Origin of the sequence: Halorubrum sp. Ea1 (assembly GCF_002252965.1) — an archaeon.
GTDB lineage: Archaea > Halobacteriota > Halobacteria > Halobacteriales > Haloferacaceae > Halorubrum.
In genome coordinates this window covers 18,331-32,914 of sequence record NZ_NHPG01000007.1, presented here as the reverse complement: position 1 = coordinate 32,914, position 14,584 = coordinate 18,331, and the positions used below count along the sequence as shown (strand labels likewise).

At 58.1% G+C, this 14,584-nt stretch carries 15 protein-coding genes and 4 pseudogenes; 9 read left to right on the top strand and 10 right to left on the bottom strand.

The features are described 5' to 3' along the window. Nucleotides 1–9: 9 nt before the first annotated feature. Complete coding sequence (locus tag DJ73_RS00635; protein WP_094557049.1) at nt 10–1,020, bottom strand: hypothetical protein; 1,011 nt, start codon at nt 1,018–1,020, stop codon at nt 10–12. Between the two features lie 183 nt (nt 1,021–1,203). Between DJ73_RS00635 and DJ73_RS00630 the strand changes: the two genes are divergently transcribed. The 3 genes and pseudogenes from DJ73_RS00630 to DJ73_RS20710 form a co-directional block, all read left to right on the top strand. After that, nucleotides 1,204–1,575 (top strand): helix-turn-helix domain-containing protein, encoded by a 372-nt coding sequence (locus DJ73_RS00630; protein WP_094524369.1) that lies wholly within the window; start codon nt 1,204–1,206, stop codon nt 1,573–1,575. Further along, nucleotides 1,572–1,634 (top strand): annotated as a pseudogene (locus DJ73_RS21280) (type II toxin-antitoxin system PemK/MazF family toxin); the annotation flags it as partial. The gene DJ73_RS00630 and the pseudogene DJ73_RS21280, both read left to right, overlap by 4 nt. 130 nt (nt 1,635–1,764) lie before the next feature. Continuing rightward, a pseudogene (locus tag DJ73_RS20710) lies at nt 1,765–2,252 on the top strand (RNA-guided endonuclease TnpB family protein); the annotation flags it as partial. Here the strand turns inward: DJ73_RS20710 and DJ73_RS00620 are convergent. From DJ73_RS00620 to DJ73_RS00610, 3 genes and pseudogenes are all read right to left on the bottom strand, one after another. After that, nucleotides 2,251–2,574 (bottom strand): annotated as a pseudogene (locus tag DJ73_RS00620) (site-specific integrase); the annotation flags it as partial. The pseudogenes DJ73_RS20710 and DJ73_RS00620 overlap by 2 nt on opposite strands. Further along, complete coding sequence (locus tag DJ73_RS00615; protein ID WP_094524368.1) at nt 2,571–3,029, bottom strand: hypothetical protein; 459 nt, start codon at nt 3,027–3,029, stop codon at nt 2,571–2,573. The pseudogene DJ73_RS00620 and the gene DJ73_RS00615, both read right to left, overlap by 4 nt. A 3-nt stretch (nt 3,030–3,032) precedes the next feature. Next, entirely contained in the window at nt 3,033–3,614 is a 582-nt protein-coding gene (locus DJ73_RS00610; protein ID WP_094524367.1) for a hypothetical protein, read from the bottom strand. A 182-nt stretch (nt 3,615–3,796) separates the two neighbouring features. Between DJ73_RS00610 and DJ73_RS00605 the strand changes: the two genes are divergently transcribed. Both DJ73_RS00605 and DJ73_RS00600 read left to right on the top strand, forming a co-directional pair. Beyond that, the gene (locus DJ73_RS00605; protein ID WP_217900413.1) at nt 3,797–4,540 is read left to right on the top strand and encodes an ATP-binding protein; all 744 of its coding nucleotides are present in this window, start codon (nt 3,797–3,799) and stop codon (nt 4,538–4,540) included. Next, a complete protein-coding gene (locus DJ73_RS00600; RefSeq protein ID WP_094524366.1) occupies nt 4,537–5,091 on the top strand; it encodes a response regulator in 555 nt (184 codons plus the stop codon). Before DJ73_RS00605 ends, DJ73_RS00600 begins: the two co-directional genes overlap by 4 nt. Here the strand turns inward: DJ73_RS00600 and DJ73_RS19525 are convergent. From DJ73_RS19525 to DJ73_RS00585, 3 genes and pseudogenes are all read right to left on the bottom strand, one after another. Beyond that, nucleotides 5,072–5,170: pseudogene (locus tag DJ73_RS19525) on the bottom strand (IS200/IS605 family transposase); the annotation flags it as partial. The gene DJ73_RS00600 and the pseudogene DJ73_RS19525 overlap by 20 nt on opposite strands. Before the next feature lie 735 nt (nt 5,171–5,905). Continuing rightward, nucleotides 5,906–7,336, bottom strand: a complete 1,431-nt coding sequence (sufB, locus tag DJ73_RS00590) for a Fe-S cluster assembly protein SufB (RefSeq protein WP_094557048.1) — start codon at nt 7,334–7,336, stop codon at nt 5,906–5,908. Between the two features lie 174 nt (nt 7,337–7,510). Further along, nucleotides 7,511–7,807 carry a hypothetical protein gene (locus DJ73_RS00585; protein WP_094524364.1) on the bottom strand — a complete coding sequence of 99 codons (297 nt, stop codon included), beginning with the start codon at nt 7,805–7,807 and terminating at the stop codon, nt 7,511–7,513. Nucleotides 7,808–8,197: 390 nt separating this feature from the next. Between DJ73_RS00585 and DJ73_RS00580 the strand changes: the two genes are divergently transcribed. Beyond that, nucleotides 8,198–8,998: a sulfite exporter TauE/SafE family protein gene (locus tag DJ73_RS00580; protein WP_094524363.1), complete on the top strand. Its 801-nt coding sequence runs from the start codon at nt 8,198–8,200 to the stop codon at nt 8,996–8,998. 105 nt (nt 8,999–9,103) lie between these two features. Here the strand turns inward: DJ73_RS00580 and DJ73_RS00575 are convergent, their stop codons facing one another. Together DJ73_RS00575 and DJ73_RS00570 are read right to left on the bottom strand one after the other, a co-directional pair. Further along, a complete protein-coding gene (locus DJ73_RS00575; RefSeq protein WP_094557047.1) occupies nt 9,104–9,790 on the bottom strand; it encodes an SCO family protein in 687 nt (228 codons plus the stop codon). 96 nt (nt 9,791–9,886) lie between these two features. Next, a complete protein-coding gene (locus DJ73_RS00570; RefSeq protein ID WP_094557046.1) occupies nt 9,887–10,390 on the bottom strand; it encodes a helix-turn-helix domain-containing protein in 504 nt (167 codons plus the stop codon). A 115-nt stretch (nt 10,391–10,505) separates the two neighbouring features. On the opposite strand from DJ73_RS00570, the gene DJ73_RS00565 reads away from it, so the two are divergent. Beyond that, a complete protein-coding gene (locus DJ73_RS00565) occupies nt 10,506–10,865 on the top strand; it encodes a hypothetical protein (RefSeq protein ID WP_212589833.1) in 360 nt (119 codons plus the stop codon). Nucleotides 10,866–11,053: 188 nt separating this feature from the next. Then, complete coding sequence (locus DJ73_RS00560) at nt 11,054–11,683, top strand: nitrous oxide reductase accessory protein NosL (RefSeq protein ID WP_254921550.1); 630 nt, start codon at nt 11,054–11,056, stop codon at nt 11,681–11,683. 410 nt (nt 11,684–12,093) lie between these two features. On the opposite strand, the gene DJ73_RS00555 is transcribed toward DJ73_RS00560, so the two are convergent. Continuing rightward, complete coding sequence (locus DJ73_RS00555; protein WP_094557060.1) at nt 12,094–13,368, bottom strand: Cdc6/Cdc18 family protein; 1,275 nt, start codon at nt 13,366–13,368, stop codon at nt 12,094–12,096. A gap of 706 nt (nt 13,369–14,074) precedes the next feature. Here DJ73_RS00555 and DJ73_RS19520 point away from each other — a divergent pair. Next, on the top strand, nt 14,075–14,368 hold the full coding sequence (locus DJ73_RS19520) for a hypothetical protein (RefSeq protein WP_141212009.1): 294 nt from the start codon (nt 14,075–14,077) through the stop codon (nt 14,366–14,368). The last annotated feature ends 216 nt before the right edge of the window (nt 14,369–14,584 follow it).

The following is a 14,584-nucleotide window of genomic DNA, read 5'->3' as shown; positions in this document are numbered from 1 at the left end:
CGCGCTGCGTCACGGCGTCACGATCAGGTCAAACCGATAGATTGTGTCTTGGTACTCGGCGACGACGTTTCGAAAATCAACTCGATCCTCGTAGCTATCTATTGGTTCAAGATCGCTGGCGATATTGAGTGCCTCTAAGACTTCGGAGAGACCGTCTGAGGGCGGTGCTCCCTCCTCGTACCGTCGCGGGTCTTCGCTGATCGCGTCGTCAATTACACTCCGTGAGGACTCGGAGAGACCGCTGGACCTCAGGTCGTGTTCGACGATTTCGGTTCTCGCGTACTCGTCGAATTCGCTGCGTGACTGTGTGATCTCGGTGACGGTATACGTCCACTTTGGAACCTGAACCCTTCGTTGCTCCGTAACTGGCCGGAAGTACGCTTCATTAACCTCGACAAAATCAAACGGAGCCGACGGGATAAGATCACTAGCGTCGGGATCGAGGCCGTGATGGAACTCCACGGTTTGCAACTCGTCGAATTCAGGATCACCGAGGAATCCATCGTTTCCAGCATAGACCGCGTCAAGTGCTGCGTCAAGCACTCGTTCGTCTTGTGTTGACAGATCGAACGGACGAGTTTCAATTGTCGCGTCGTCAGGTGGCGTTTCATCGGTCCGCTCGACTGCAAAATGCCATCGTTCACGCTCAAGCCGCCGTTCGTCAGCAATCCGGACGTGATAGAAGCTATTGTTTCGCTGGCAGAATGTCGGGTACGGCTTCGCCTCTCTTCCCCACTCGTCCCGTCCTACGAGTGGCCACTGTTTGATAGTAACACTGCCCTGATCAAACAGTTCCGAAACGTACTGCGCTTTCATTTCGGCAGAAAAATCGACTCGCGTCACAGCTTCGATCTCCGTCAGGTCGGGCTTTAGATACGGCCGACCGACCGACGAAAGGTCCAGTTCGTCTGCAATAAGCGCGTACTCATCGAGACTACCTGAATTCAAACAACCGGCAGTTGAGGTCGTAACTGCGGAAGCGCCGAGCAGTTGGAGGGCGCGGCGGCGGGAACAATACATGTTCGGGCAAAAATACAATCCTCAAAACAAATTCTTTGTGGTTGATGTCTACACCTCATCGACGGGCGGACATGGGAACTTCCTCGAGCCGTCTTTCTACAAGCAGGGAATCCCGGCATTTAGAATTTTCGGGGCTTTCACACCTAACACTCATTACGGTTGACACCGTATTTCTGCTCAACGATGTCCATCGACCGAGATACCTTCGAGAAGGCGAGCGAGGACGAACTCGAGGAACTTTCCGTCCCGGATCAGGTCCTCGGATTTCTCGCCGCCAACGATGATCGCGCGTTTAAGGCCCGCGAAATCGCCTCTCAGATCGGTCTCGATGAGGGCGCGGTCAGCACTGCGCTCTCGAGACTGAAGGACCGCGATCTCGTCGAACATAAAGCGACGTATTGGGCGATAACCGACGACACAGAGCGACTCGACGGCTACAGCGGGTACGAACGAGCGACCGCCCTGTTCAACCAGCAACTCGGTACTGAGGACAAGGAGTCTCGGCGCGAACACGCACCCGAGGAACCGCATCCGAGCGTCGAGGACGAACAGTGACCGACGAAGAGAGACCGATTTTCGAACGCGGCGACGTCGTCTACGGAGATGATCCGTTCAACTGAAGCGGTAGCGCGGAGTTCCCTTCCTCAAGGAGCGACCGAAGGGAGCGGAGTAGGGAGGGGAGGAGCGCGTTCGTATCTGTCACAAACAATAGCATATAAATAGCCACTTGTTCACATTGAATACGTGGCAGACGACTACGTGCGTCGGACGGCAATCACTCACCTCTCGGTAGATGGCGAGCAACGCGAGTTGCTTGAGGAAACCATCTCCGAGTGGAAGCGTGGGTGCCAACTCGCCACGGACATGGCGTGGGGGAAATGTAGCGCCAAGAGCGACGTACAACCCCTCGCCTACGACGACGTGCGCGAACACACCGACCTCGGAGTCAGCACGCGATCCTCGCCACCCACCAAGCCGCACAAGCCATCTCCGGCTGCCTCGAACGCCGCTCGAACGGCAAGCAGGTCAGCAAGCCCACGTTTACCGCACCCACGGTAACGTACAACACTCGAACGATGACGCTGTTCGCTGACGATACAGTGTCACTCTCCACGACGGAGAGTCGCGTCCGATGTGAACTTGCGCTTCCTGTAGCCGGGGATGGCTACCAACGACAGTATCTCGACTCCAACCACTGGAGCGTCACGGAAAGCACACTCACCGCTCGTGACACCACGCAGAGATATAGCGGTAATAGGTTTGTATCGTGTTCTGCTTGAGTCCCCGATCTCCGCCGAGATGTCGGGCGTACTCCCGGAAGACGCGTTCGTCGAGATCGTCGAAGGTCGGCTCGCGGTCGACGTCGTCGGGGACGATCCCGGTCCAGTCGTCGGCGCCGCGGTCGCCGGCGGCCCACTCGGCGAACCGGTCGAGCTCGCGTGCAGCGTTACGTCGATAGTTCCCACCGTCGCCGCCGCGGCCTTTCCCCTTGTCTTGGAGGTAGCGCTCGAAGGAACCCGTGAGTGACTGATCAGCGCGTTCTCGGGGTGTCATGGTTCCTCGTTAGCGTACTGGTAGGTCGGACGAATGTCCTCAAGGAGCTCTTCGACCATTTCCCAGAGAATCAGAGAGGGAGTCTCGTGTTCGAATGTGATCCCCCAGCGGTCCTCCGTATCGGCGACTGAGTACTGGAAGTGCGTCCGTCCCAGATCGGGATGGTCTTCGTCCTGGTGCCAGTCGGCGTGAAAGCTCGTGTTCGGGTCGGTGTAATTGATACGGAACCAATCGTGTGGGTCCTGTCGATACCACTTGACGGTCAGTTCCGGCGAATCGGGGCCTGTCGGGGGATCCAGGCGGGCCGGATCGAAGATCGCCCGCAGCTGCTTTGCCTCGATATCGTCAGGAACGTACTCGACGGCCGTGACCTGTGGAACACGGTCGAGGACGTCTCGCTTCAGCTGGGCGTAGAGGTTCGCGTTCGGATCACCACCTGGATGTGGAACCGACATTCGTTAGCTGCTGGCCTCAGCGGGCTCTGTCGTCGGCGCGAGGAAGTCCCATTCGCGGATGGCGAAGCCGACGATCTGGATACGCCGTTGAAGATGCTCCCACTCGCGGGCGATCTCACGGCGACGGTCCTCTTCGTCGGCATCGAGGGACTCCTCAGCGAGCGTGCCGCGAAGCTGGTTCGGCGACTCGACGCCGAATTCGTCCTCCAAGTCGCGGATCTGCGCCTTCATGTCGGCGAGACGGTCCGTGAGCTCCTCGACAGTGTGTCCACTGTCCCGGAGGCGCATCGCCTCCTGCATCGTCTGACGCCGGTAATCGGGGTAGTACGTCGTGTGAGTACCGCTTTCGTCACGGTGGAGGATGCCATCGTCGACGAGCCGTTCGAGGACGCGTTTGGTCGGCTCGTGTGACCAGCTCGCTTCGGAAGCGATCCAGTTGACTGTCCGCGGCTCCGACAGTTGCCGGGCGGTCATCCTCACGCGGTCCTCACCCGTGGTCTGGCGTTCAATCAGGCCCTCGGAGTTCGATTCGTCTTCGGTCATACAACACCGTTCGGGCTTTGTCTTAATATAGATTGAGGTCATTAGTCTTATACCGAATTCTATTCTTCGCCATCGCCTCGACCTCAGCTAAGGGTAGCCAGAGCAAACTCGGAGCCCGGTCTTGGTGGCTCTACCCTTGGTGGAAGCGCCGTCCTGAGGCGATTGCAGCATTCCTGCTTCACCGACGGCGGCGGGGTACTTCAAAAGTGGTCGTGATTATCTGTGTGATCAGGGACATCTCAGCACGGAAGGCCCGCGAGCGCGAACTCGAACTCAAAGAACGGGCGATGGACGAAGCCAACGTCGGGATCCAGATCACCGATCCCACGAAGGCGGATAATCCGCTGGTCTACGTCAACGACGGGTTCGAGCGGATGACTGGCTACACTCGCGAGGAAGCGATCGGGCGCAATCCGCGATTCCTCCAGGGAGAAGACACCGACTCCGAACAGGTGGCGCAACTCCGTGCGGCGATTGACGCCGAGGAGCCGACGTCACTCGAACTCCGGAACGAGCGGCGCGATGGAACGGCCTACTGGAATCGCATTTCGATCACGCCGGTGAGAGACGAGGACGACGTCCTACAGAACTACATCGGTATACAGCAGGACGTCACGGAACGCAAGGAGCGCGAGAGACAGTTCGAAGCGAGGAAAGACCTCCTCGGAGAGATTTACGAGACGACGACCGACTCGGAACTGACCTTCGAGGAGAAACTCTCGGAACTTCTGGAAGCCAGCAGGGACTACTTTGACCTCCCCTATGATTTTCTGACGCGCATCGAGACTGGCGAAGAGACGCCGCTCAATCACGGGCAGGGGCTCGGTCTGTGGATGGTTCGGATGATCGTGACTGGGGCCGGCGGTGACGCGTCGGTCGAGACGACAGATGACGGAACGGAGGTGTGTTTACGGGTGCCGGCCAGCCGAACAGTGGGTAGCGAACTGTCTGTCGAGACGCCGAGATGACACCTGGGCAGTCGAACCGGGCAGTCGTCCTCGTCGTCGAGGACGACCGGAGCGTGGCCGACCTGTATACCGAGTGGCTCGAGGGGTGCTACGACGTCGAGACTGCCTACGATGGGACCGAAGCCCTCGAACAGCTGGACGAGACCGTGGACGTGGTGTTGCTAGATCGGATGATGCCCGGGCTCGCGGGGGGCGAAGTTCTCGAGGCGATCCGGGATGCCGATGTCAACCCTCGGGTCGCGATGGTTTCGGCTGTCACCCCCGACCTCGACGTCGTCCAGATGGGATTCGACGCCTACCTCGAGAAACCGGTCGATGCCACAGCGCTGCACGAGACGGTCGACCGGATGCTGGCCCGCGCCGAGTACGACGAGAAGCTCCAGGAGTTGTTCTCGCAGATCGAGCGACAGGACACGCTCGAAGCAGTGAAAAGCCCGGCCGAACTCGAGACCAGCGAGGAGTACCGCTCGCTTACCGACCGCCTCGTGGCGGTGCAGAGGGACGTCGAGTCACTGTTGACTGAACTCCCGGACGATGACTTACCACGTTGACGAGTACCGACTGACGGTACTTCGGCAACCACACTATGTGCTAGTTGAGGTCGTAGCTCGCGTGCCGTGTGGTCTTCATCCGTGCTGTACATTATGCTCCGTCGTCATGTTAATACTCCTGATGAACCGTGGGAAATCCAGACGTGGCGTCGTCGGTGGATGTGTAGGCTATTGCCCGCTTGACCCCCGCCTAAAGACGGGGGTATGCGCTCGTGTCTGTATCACGAGGAAATCACCTCTCGTGACTGGGACAGGACAGACGCGTTCTACTGTGTATCTGGCCAGTACTGTTCATTGTGAGCTCTGAGCCGGCGCTGAGTCGCTGATCCTGATACCATGCGCGGTAACTCTCGTAGCAACGGCAGATGGAACTGACCACACTGTCTCAGTGGGCACGGTTACCTCATCGATCGCTAGACAGACGAGTTTCCCTTGTCCCCGCCGCGCCGCAATAACAAATTCAAACTGGCGTGATAGGTTGTCAGTCGCTGTCACGTGGACCGTTGAGAGCCCGTTCGCGCTCTCCCATGTTGTCGTGTCGACGACGCTGAGATCGCCTGCGGGAGTGACAGCAGTCGAGCCACAGGCTGGACAGGACCCTTCGTGCGGGGCCGTTCCGAGGTACCCGTAGTCGGTCTCACACGCAAAGCAGTGTTCCATGGTCTGTGACTAGTATCGGTCCACGATCGTCTCTGCGATGTGTGCCCGACCGGAACACGCTGGACAGGCAACTACGTCACCACCGTCTAACCCGAACACGGTCACAAATTGTTGTGAGACGTGTGCTCCGCAGTGGGCGCACTCAGGCATCGGATTACCCCAGCGAGCCCTCCATTTCGAGTTCGACGAGCCGGTTGAGCTCGACGGCGTACTCGATCGGCAGCTCTTCCGTGATGGGCTCGATGAAGCCCGAGACGATCATCTGTTTCGCGTCGTCGTCGTCGAGACCGCGCGACTGCAGGTAGAAGATGTCCTCGTCGCCGATCTTCCCGACGGTCGCCTCGTGGGCGACGTCGACCTTCGACTCGTTGATCTCCATGTACGGCATCGTGTCCGACGTCGACTCGTTGTCGAACATCAGCGCGTCGCACTCGACGGCGGTAGAGGAGTTCTCGGCGCCGTCGGCGATGTGGACGAGGCCGCGGTAGTTCGTGCGGCCGCCATCTTTCGCGATCGACTTCGACTCGACGGTGGACTTCGTGTCCGGCGCGTTGTGGTACACCTTCGCGCCGGTGTCGATGTCCTGACCCTCGCCCGCGAAGGCGATGGTGATGTGGTTGTCGGAGGCGCCGCGGCCCTTCAGGATCGTCGAGGGGTACAGCATCGTCGCCTTCGACCCCATCGAGCCCGAAATCCACTCCATGCGCCCGCCCTTCTCGGCGATGGCGCGCTTCGTGTTCAGGTTGTACGTGTTCTTCGACCAGTTCTGCACGGTCGAGTACTGGACGTGGGCGTCCTCGTCGACGAACACTTCCACGCCGCCGCAGTGGAGATTGAACTTCGAGTACTTCGGCGCGGAACAGCCCTCGATGTAGTGGACTTCCGAGCCCTCTTCGGCGATGATGAGCGTGTGCTCGAACTGGCCCATCCCCTCGGAGTTCATCCGGAAGTACGCCTGCACGGGCATGTCGACGGTGGTGTTCTCCGGCACGTAGACGAACGAGCCGCCGGACCAGATGGCGCCGTGAAGCGCCGCGAACTTGTTGTCGCTCGGGGGGACGCACTTCGTCATGAAGTGCTCGCGGACGAGCTCTTCGTGCTCCTGGACGGCCTCGTCCATGTTACAGAAGATGACGCCCTTCTCTTCCCACCGCTCCTGCATGTTCTGGTAGACGACCTCCGACTCGTACTGGGCGCCGACGCCGGAGAGCGCGTTCTTCTCGGCCTCCGGGATGCCCAGCTTGTCGAAGGTGTCTTTGATGTCGTCCGGGAGCTCGGTCCAGTCGTCCACGCCGGCGCGGACGTCGACGTCCGGCCGGATGTACGGGATGATCTCGTCGACGTCGACCTCGCTCAGGTCCGGCTGGCCGGGCCAGTCGGTCGGCATCGGCATCTCCTGGAACTGTTCGAGTGCGCGCAGGCGGCGCTCCAACATCCACTCCGGCTCGTCCTTGTCCTCCGAGATGACGCGGACCGTCTCCTCGGTGAGGCCCTTTTCGCTTTTGAAGGCGGAGTTCTCCTCCTTCTTGAACTCGAAACGAGCCTCGGTGTCTGTCTCTTTGAGATCGTCTTGTTTTGAACTCATCAAAGTATTCTTTAGAGACTACGAATATAAGTGTGGTGCGCTGGAACACTCTTTAGTAACTTATATTGGTTTCTTTAACGAAAATGAATAACTTTGTGTGATTTAATTCGGTTTCTCTACTTAGTAGAATTTAATATGTAACGAGAGGGCTATTCCGTAGAAACAGGGTCATCGTCACTCGTTAGCGAGAATGACTTGACAGCACTCAACTGCTGCTTCGATGTGGCGGTCGGCGACCACATCGCCTGTTTCGTCAGCCGACTCAAGCAGTGTAGCAACTTGCCGAACCCGTTTCCGTCTGGTTTGCGTGTCAAGATCGTCACTGGTCGCATCGCGGGCGACGGCTTCAGCCTCTCCGAGCCATCGGTTCGTCGCTGGCGGGACTGGGCGATCTGCGGTCGCAGTCAGATGGGCCGCCAGTGCGTCGGCCGCAGCCCGCGGCTCGGTTGGGATGTCGATTTCGTCCGTCATCGTCTGTGCATTGGCGCCTACTGTGAAGAATTGTTCCGCCAAGAGCTACACTCCAGGTGCTTGCGAACGTCTCCAGCCGAGTGCGACCTCTTGTTAGCCTATCTTTCTACGAGGAGAGAATCCCGGCGTTTACAGTAGTTGCCGAACCTCTCAACACGCCGCATATTGAGGATACTGATCATCAAACTCGGCACATTCCATTTATATCTCTCTTTATTACTTATATAAATGAAGACCGTTGTTCACACCAGATCGATGGGCGATACAAGCTGATTCGGCAACTACTTTTACGGCGAGGAGGATGTCACAGTAGCACGTCCTCGGTATCTGTCCGGGCTTGTTCGAGAGACACACCAGACGACACAAATCCGTGCGCAACCGAGAACGACTATGATCGAGTCGCTCCTCCGGATTGACGTCGTCCTCTTCGTTCTCATCGGCGTGCTCGGCGGCGCACACTGTATCGGGATGTGTGGGCCGTTAGTGACGATGTACTCGAAGCAAATGAACCCGCAGCCAGACGGCGGGACGGTGACAGCCAACGACGGGCGTGCCGGTCATCTCACGACCTACGAGGTTCGCCAGCACTTCCTGTTCAACGTCGGACGAGCGACAACGTACGCAGTTCTCGGTGCCCTCTTCGGCGCGCTCGGGAGCGTCGTGTTCGTCACCGCTGATCAGCTGACACCGATCGCCGACCTCCTGCGAGGTGCTGTCGGTCTCGCGGTAGGGGGGTTCATTGTGGCGACGGGCGTTCGGTACGTCATCGGTGGAAGCGGAGGCGATATTCGTATCCCGGGCGTCCAGCGCGTCACGTCGTGGCTCGCAACGAGGGTTCACCGACACGTGAACAGCCCGAGTATTGTCGGGCTCGGCGCCGTCCACGCGTTTCTTCCCTGCCCGATGCTGTATCCCGCGTATCTGTTCGCCTTCGCGAGCGGCTCCCCGACCACCGGGGGAATCGCTCTCGGTGCCCTCGGCATTGGGACGATTCCGGCCGTCTTCCTCTATGGGACGATTATCCAGTCGATCGACGTTGCCCACCGGCGACGCGTTCATCGGCTACTCGGTGTGGTGTTCGTCGTGCTGGGGTACGTGCTGCTCGCGCACGGGCTGATGGCGCTCGGTGTTCACCTCCCACATCCGATGTTCCCGCATTACCAGCCCCTCGGGGGCGCGATGGGGCACTGACCGAGTACTGGCCACATTTCGCTGGCTCGATACAGGCGACGGGCTCCCTTCGTCGGCTACGATGCGGAAAACGACGGTAGCTGGCCTCCCGGAACTCACGAGCTGTCACGCGGTGGCCACTCGTTCGAGGTCGTCGACGAGCCGTTCGATGTCGGTTCGCGGCCCCCGTGAGTACGCCCGCTCGATGATCCCTTGTTTATTGGCGAGGATGATGAGCCCGTAGTGCGGGAAGCGATACGCTAAATTCTCGATGTCATCCGCCGGTTGCTTCTCGATCTTCAGACCGAAGTGCTCGTCGTGTATCTCTTGGGCCCGCTCGTAGGTCTCTGGGCGGAGGAAGTGCCAGTTACCCGCGTCGAGGTCAACCCCCTGCTGCCCGGCGTACTCGCGGAGGGCCTCGGGGGTATCACGCTCGGGATCGAACGTGGTGGGGAGAAACGCGACTTGGTCGCCGTACCCCGCCTCAGCGGCGGCCTCCTGTCCGCGACGAAGCCGGAGAATGAGTGCGGGACACACCCCATCCGGACAGTTGGTGTAAAATGATGTCCACAGCACCGCGCGCTCGCCCTCGAACTGGGCCGTCGATATCTCCTCGCCGTGGATCGGGTCGGGGACGGTGAACTCGGGCATGTTGTCACCGTAGCTCGGGAATGACGCCTCGCTGAGGTCTTGCTCCGGCGGTCCGAGAATGGTTCCTTCGGCGCCACTACTACCAAGGACACCAAGACAACCGGCAGTGCCGGCGGTGACTCCCGCGACGCCGGCCGTTTTACAGAAACTCCGTCGGTCCATACGTTCGCGTATCGGTCCCGCGGTCTTGAGGTATCTGGTGTGACCTTCGAACGCGCCACTTGCGCCCGATTCAGGCGGGTCCAGCTAGTCGGCTTCTTATTCGAAGAGGCTGTCGACGGTCCGAATGAACCGGTCGACGAGCCGGTCTGGCAGCGAGGGCGACACCACCTCAAGCAACTCAGCCGTGCGGTCCGGGCAGGTCAGCGTGATCGTCATCGGGCGGTCGTCGGACTTCGTGACGATCCCAGCGTCGCTGAGGGTCGAGACGTGCCACGAGACCGTGCTCCGCGCGAGGTCCAACTCTGTGGTTAGTGTTTCCGGGCGAAGAGGATCGTCCGCATGGAGCCGCAGTACGATCTCGCGGGCGGTCTCGCGTCGAAGGAACGCGAGCGCGCATCGTTCCCACGGGTCGAAGGTAGGATCGAAGTAGTGAGCTCGACCAGCGATCCGCTCGACGATCAACTCCTCGTCGTTCACCAGTCGTCGGAGGTGATACTGCGCCTGTCCGGTGGCGATGTCCAGATCGCGTTCCACCTGGTTGAAGTGGACGCCGGGCGTCTCGCGGACGTGTCGTCGCACCCGATCTCTGGTCGTCGCCATCGTGAGTATTTGCCCGTGATCGGCTGAGAGATAAAACCTGTCGGGGCGTTCTCCTCGCACGGGAACGTTTCGCCCCGTGTCTTCTTATCACGTCGAACGCATACTGACCAGTGTCGTGATCGTATCGCTCATCTCCCGGACCGGCTTCTCGGCGCTCGTGCCACTCACCGTCCAAGGGTCGCCCGTGCTGCTGGCCGTCATCGCGTGCGCCGGGATCGGAACCGGTGCGCTGTTTCTCGTAAGTCTCGTCGCGTATCGACGCCGCCAGACCGGCCAGTACCGGCTGATCAGCGCCGCAGTTGGGGTGCTAGTCCTGCGGTCGCTGGTCGGCGCCGGGACTGTTCTGGGAGGTGTCCCGATGCCGGTTCACCACTTTATCGGACACAGCCTCGACTTCCTGATCGCTGCGATGATCCTATACGCTGTGTACGCCCACGCCCTAGGTTCGCTTGGTGAAGGCCTCACAAGCGACTAGCTTGGCTGAGTCCTCCGCAACCCGGCCCCAGTACATACTAATCGGTCTCAGATATCGTCCACTCTAGACTGTTCTGTGCGCTAGTTGATCTGGAGTAGACGCCTTCTGTGAGTGGTTTCTCTCCTAAGACAAACCGCGTTCGACAGCTGTACCAGAACCGTATTGATCCTATACGAAGAAATATGTCCATGGAATCTGAATCTGAATCGCATTTGGTATCGCGTCGACAAGCTATTCACACAGTCGGCTTGGGAGTCGTAATTGGAACGGCTGGCTGCGTTGGGGGATCCTCTGGCTCAAGTCCTGAACCGGTGGATTTGTCGGGTCAAAAGACGGACTATCAAGGTGGAATGGTGATCGGAGACCATGGGGGTCCTAATGGGCAAGTGTTCTACGCTGATACAGAACCAGAGCCCAGACAGGGGCCCGTACAAGGCCCCGAAGGTACTGAGAAGCTTGCTTGGTTTCACACGCTCGCACACGGCCTCTTCCCGTACCATTTTAATCTGGCAGCAGACGGTGCGGAGGCGACTGCGGTCTACGTCACGGACTATTCCCGTGTCGATTGGGAAATCCCTGAGGACACCGAGCGAAAGAAGATGCCAGCACCGACCGCACCCGATACATTCGCCGATGCGACGGGCCTCACATACGTCATCGAATCGGATGTAATGGGTGGAATGGGGCCAGATCTCATGCCGTTCTCGGAACCCAGCGAAGCTGAATCGTTCGCTGATAATTACGGCGGACGGACGATCGGGTACGACGACATCGATCGATCACTCGTTGATGGAATCCAGATGACTGGGATGAACTAATTGACCCTTCTCATAGTGGATAAAGTGAGGAGCACACAGGTTCTAGTCAAGAATCTGACACGGTCGATCAGGAGCTAGAAGGGTTTTAGCCGGCAAAATCGTAACTATCACCCACGCGATGGCAACCTCAGAAAACGAATCGAAAGACACGATAACCGTGTATCAAGAGCGGTTGGATGCACTCGACGCGACACTCGCATCGAAAATGGACCGTTGGAGCTGCCGATTTTGGAATGATAACCGCGTCGGTAGTCGGCGTATATCACTGAACTCGTGCTGAAGGATCGGCAGTAGTGCCAGATTTCGGGCTTGTGAGTCATATCTCTATGATGAGGACCTCGAACTATTTCGCACTGCATCTGAAACAGCCGGTTGATAAGGAGTACGAACTGGCTGTGCGGACCGGACTACTAATCCCGCAACCGTCTCTTCACGACCTCCCCAAGTTCTTTCGTAGGTATCTCTTGGAGTCGTTCGTCTTCGCTCAATGTATCTAGAACAGCCCCAACGGGCTCGGTGAACTTGAAACCCAAGTGGACACCCGATTTGAATCCACCACTGACCCGTTCGCTTTCCAGAACACCGTACGTCCCGGCCTTATTGATGTGGCTGTTGACTGTTTCTTGTGTGTATATCTCCATGTCGCTTCCCTCACAGAGAATTTTGTAGATGTCGTACACCACGGGGCTCGGAGCCGCTCCTTCATTCTCTTTCGCGACAAGGGCGGCAGCGTACAGAGACAGCTTCTTTTGTACAGACATCCCACCAACGATCTCAAGGACCCGATTTTTCACCACAGAGTCGTTTGCCGATCTGACGTGGTCCTGCGTCACCACCGGGTCGCCCGCCCGGTTCGCGATCTCTCCAGCATCACGGAGCAGATCGATCGCGCGACGCGCGTCACCTTCGTTTTGAGCACCGTACGCGGCCACGATCTCGATTACTCCGTCTTCGAGGGCGTCGTCTTTAAACGCATCTCGACGTCGTTCGAGAATTTCGATGAGCTCGTTGGCGTCGTAATCCGAGAAATGAATCCCGTTCGGATTGTAGGAGCTGTCAGTCCGGCTGTCCAGGTTCTCGCGGAACTTCGGGTAGTTAGTGACAACCACCGTTGACAGCTGTGTATCAACATGCTGTTCCGACATAACTCGGCTTAAACTATACAGCAGTCGGGAGTACGCCGGTTCGTCTGCGCCCGTACTGCCGGTCAGCGCGCCGATCTCGTCGAGGATGAACACGAGTGAGTCGAAGTGATCGTCGACGATCTCGTAGAGCCGGGTGTATTTCATATCGGTCGAGACACCCGACCGAGGGACATCCCAAACCACGCCCGCTTTCCGTGCCGTCTGGTGGCCTAGCTTCCACACAGCGCGGTCGAGCGTGTGGGACTCCATCGTTTTGAAATTGGCTGCCACAAAGTCGAACTCAATACCGCTCTCCTGAGCTCGTTCTTTGACTTTGTTCGCGACGGCTTTCACCGTCAAGGTCTTGCCTGTTCCACTGGGACCGTACAAAAGCAGATCCGGCGGTCGCTCACCATCGAGAGTGTCCCGAAACGCCCGAGCTTCGGCAGCGAGTTGCTCGTCCCGGCCGTAGATCCGATCCTGATCGACAATCGTACTCGAGTCAACGAGGTCCTTGTTTTCAAAAACAGTCTGTACGTCTCCATCGAGGATACTATCCACGACAGATGATCCGGACTCTTGTGACCCACCAGAATCGGTATCTGGCTGCCCCGAGTCGGGTTCGTCGCCTTGCATAACGGGCATTGTGATCTAACCGCTAATAACCTTTGTCGAAATGAAGGGGGCGGAGTCGAAATGAAGGGGGCGTTGTCGATATGAACACCCCTCCGTCGAAATGAATTTCCTGCCTCTTTCATATCATCACACACCAACTTCGAAGTGAAGACCCCGCCATCGATATGAAATCTCAGACAGCAAGACAGACACCCCTTCTTCGAAATGAAATCCCACCTCAGAGTCCTGTCCGCAGTAGATATTCTTCGAAGTGAGCACCCCTCCGCCGATATGAAGCCATCTAGCCCGGAAATCGGCCCCATCCACACACCCCGTCATCGAAATGAAATACAGAAACACTGTGTCCGAGCCCGTCCACGAGATTTCATCGTGAGGAATGGCAGCAGGTTCTTCGAGATGAAATGCTCGAGCAAAACACTAATACTGCCGTATTAGACCGTACAAATTAGATTTAGAGCAACTTTCGCTGTGGAAGAACCAATTTCATATCGAAGACGGTGTGTGAGAGTCATCTTACTACTACGTCAATCTTCGATTTCATATCGAATATGGGGTGTGAGAGCTACCGATATACTGTATCCGGACCTTTCTTGAGGCTGGTTTTTATCCGTGTGATGGACGAAGCCATGGTATGAGTGACTCGGCGTCTCCAAGCGCCTCTATCTCGCTATCTGAGCCGGCCGATATTCCTACAGTTCTGGACCGGACAGGTATCGATTATGTCGGTGTTCATGACCAGCGACTACTGGCTATCTATCGCACCGGCATCTTTAATGTGATATCTGAGTCGGGGCCGGTATCGAATGCACACACACTCCAGATCGACTGCTGGGAAGCACCACTTCCGTCTCGCGATGATGAGAGGTCACCACAGAAGCTTCTCGAGGACTTGGCCGCCGTATTTGACGCAGGCAACCAGAGCTAAAGTTGTCTGTCTGTATCTGCGACCTAGCGATCTCGATGAGCACGTCAGACAGGGCTCTCCATGAGGTCCAGCCGGCTCGAACTACTGTGACCAGTATAGAGCGAGCTCCACACCGTTGACTTGGTTCCTGGACGTTTCCGGAAACAGTGTGGTTCCACAATCAGAATCGAGAGACGGCGGAGCAATCGAGGTGAAGATACCACTGCGATCAGAGCG

What these genes read in the sequence shown, in the direction of transcription:
- DJ73_RS00635 (WP_094557049.1), bottom strand. Translation starts at nt 1,020, where the DNA reads ATGTATTGTTCCCGCCGCCGCGCCCTCCAACTGCTCGGCGCTTCCGCA.
- DJ73_RS00630 (WP_094524369.1), top strand. Translation starts at nt 1,204, where the DNA reads ATGTCCATCGACCGAGATACCTTCGAGAAGGCGAGCGAGGACGAACTC.
- DJ73_RS00615 (WP_094524368.1), bottom strand. Translation starts at nt 3,029, where the DNA reads ATGTCGGTTCCACATCCAGGTGGTGATCCGAACGCGAACCTCTACGCC.
- DJ73_RS00610 (WP_094524367.1), bottom strand. Translation starts at nt 3,614, where the DNA reads ATGACCTCAATCTATATTAAGACAAAGCCCGAACGGTGTTGTATGACC.
- DJ73_RS00600 (WP_094524366.1), top strand. Translation starts at nt 4,537, where the DNA reads ATGACACCTGGGCAGTCGAACCGGGCAGTCGTCCTCGTCGTCGAGGAC.
- sufB (WP_094557048.1), bottom strand. Translation starts at nt 7,336, where the DNA reads ATGAGTTCAAAACAAGACGATCTCAAAGAGACAGACACCGAGGCTCGT.
- DJ73_RS00585 (WP_094524364.1), bottom strand. Translation starts at nt 7,807, where the DNA reads ATGACGGACGAAATCGACATCCCAACCGAGCCGCGGGCTGCGGCCGAC.
- DJ73_RS00580 (WP_094524363.1), top strand. Translation starts at nt 8,198, where the DNA reads ATGATCGAGTCGCTCCTCCGGATTGACGTCGTCCTCTTCGTTCTCATC.
- DJ73_RS00575 (WP_094557047.1), bottom strand. Translation starts at nt 9,790, where the DNA reads ATGGACCGACGGAGTTTCTGTAAAACGGCCGGCGTCGCGGGAGTCACC.
- DJ73_RS00570 (WP_094557046.1), bottom strand. Translation starts at nt 10,390, where the DNA reads ATGGCGACGACCAGAGATCGGGTGCGACGACACGTCCGCGAGACGCCC.
- DJ73_RS00560 (WP_254921550.1), top strand. Translation starts at nt 11,054, where the DNA reads ATGGAATCTGAATCTGAATCGCATTTGGTATCGCGTCGACAAGCTATT.
- DJ73_RS19520 (WP_141212009.1), top strand. Translation starts at nt 14,075, where the DNA reads ATGAGTGACTCGGCGTCTCCAAGCGCCTCTATCTCGCTATCTGAGCCG.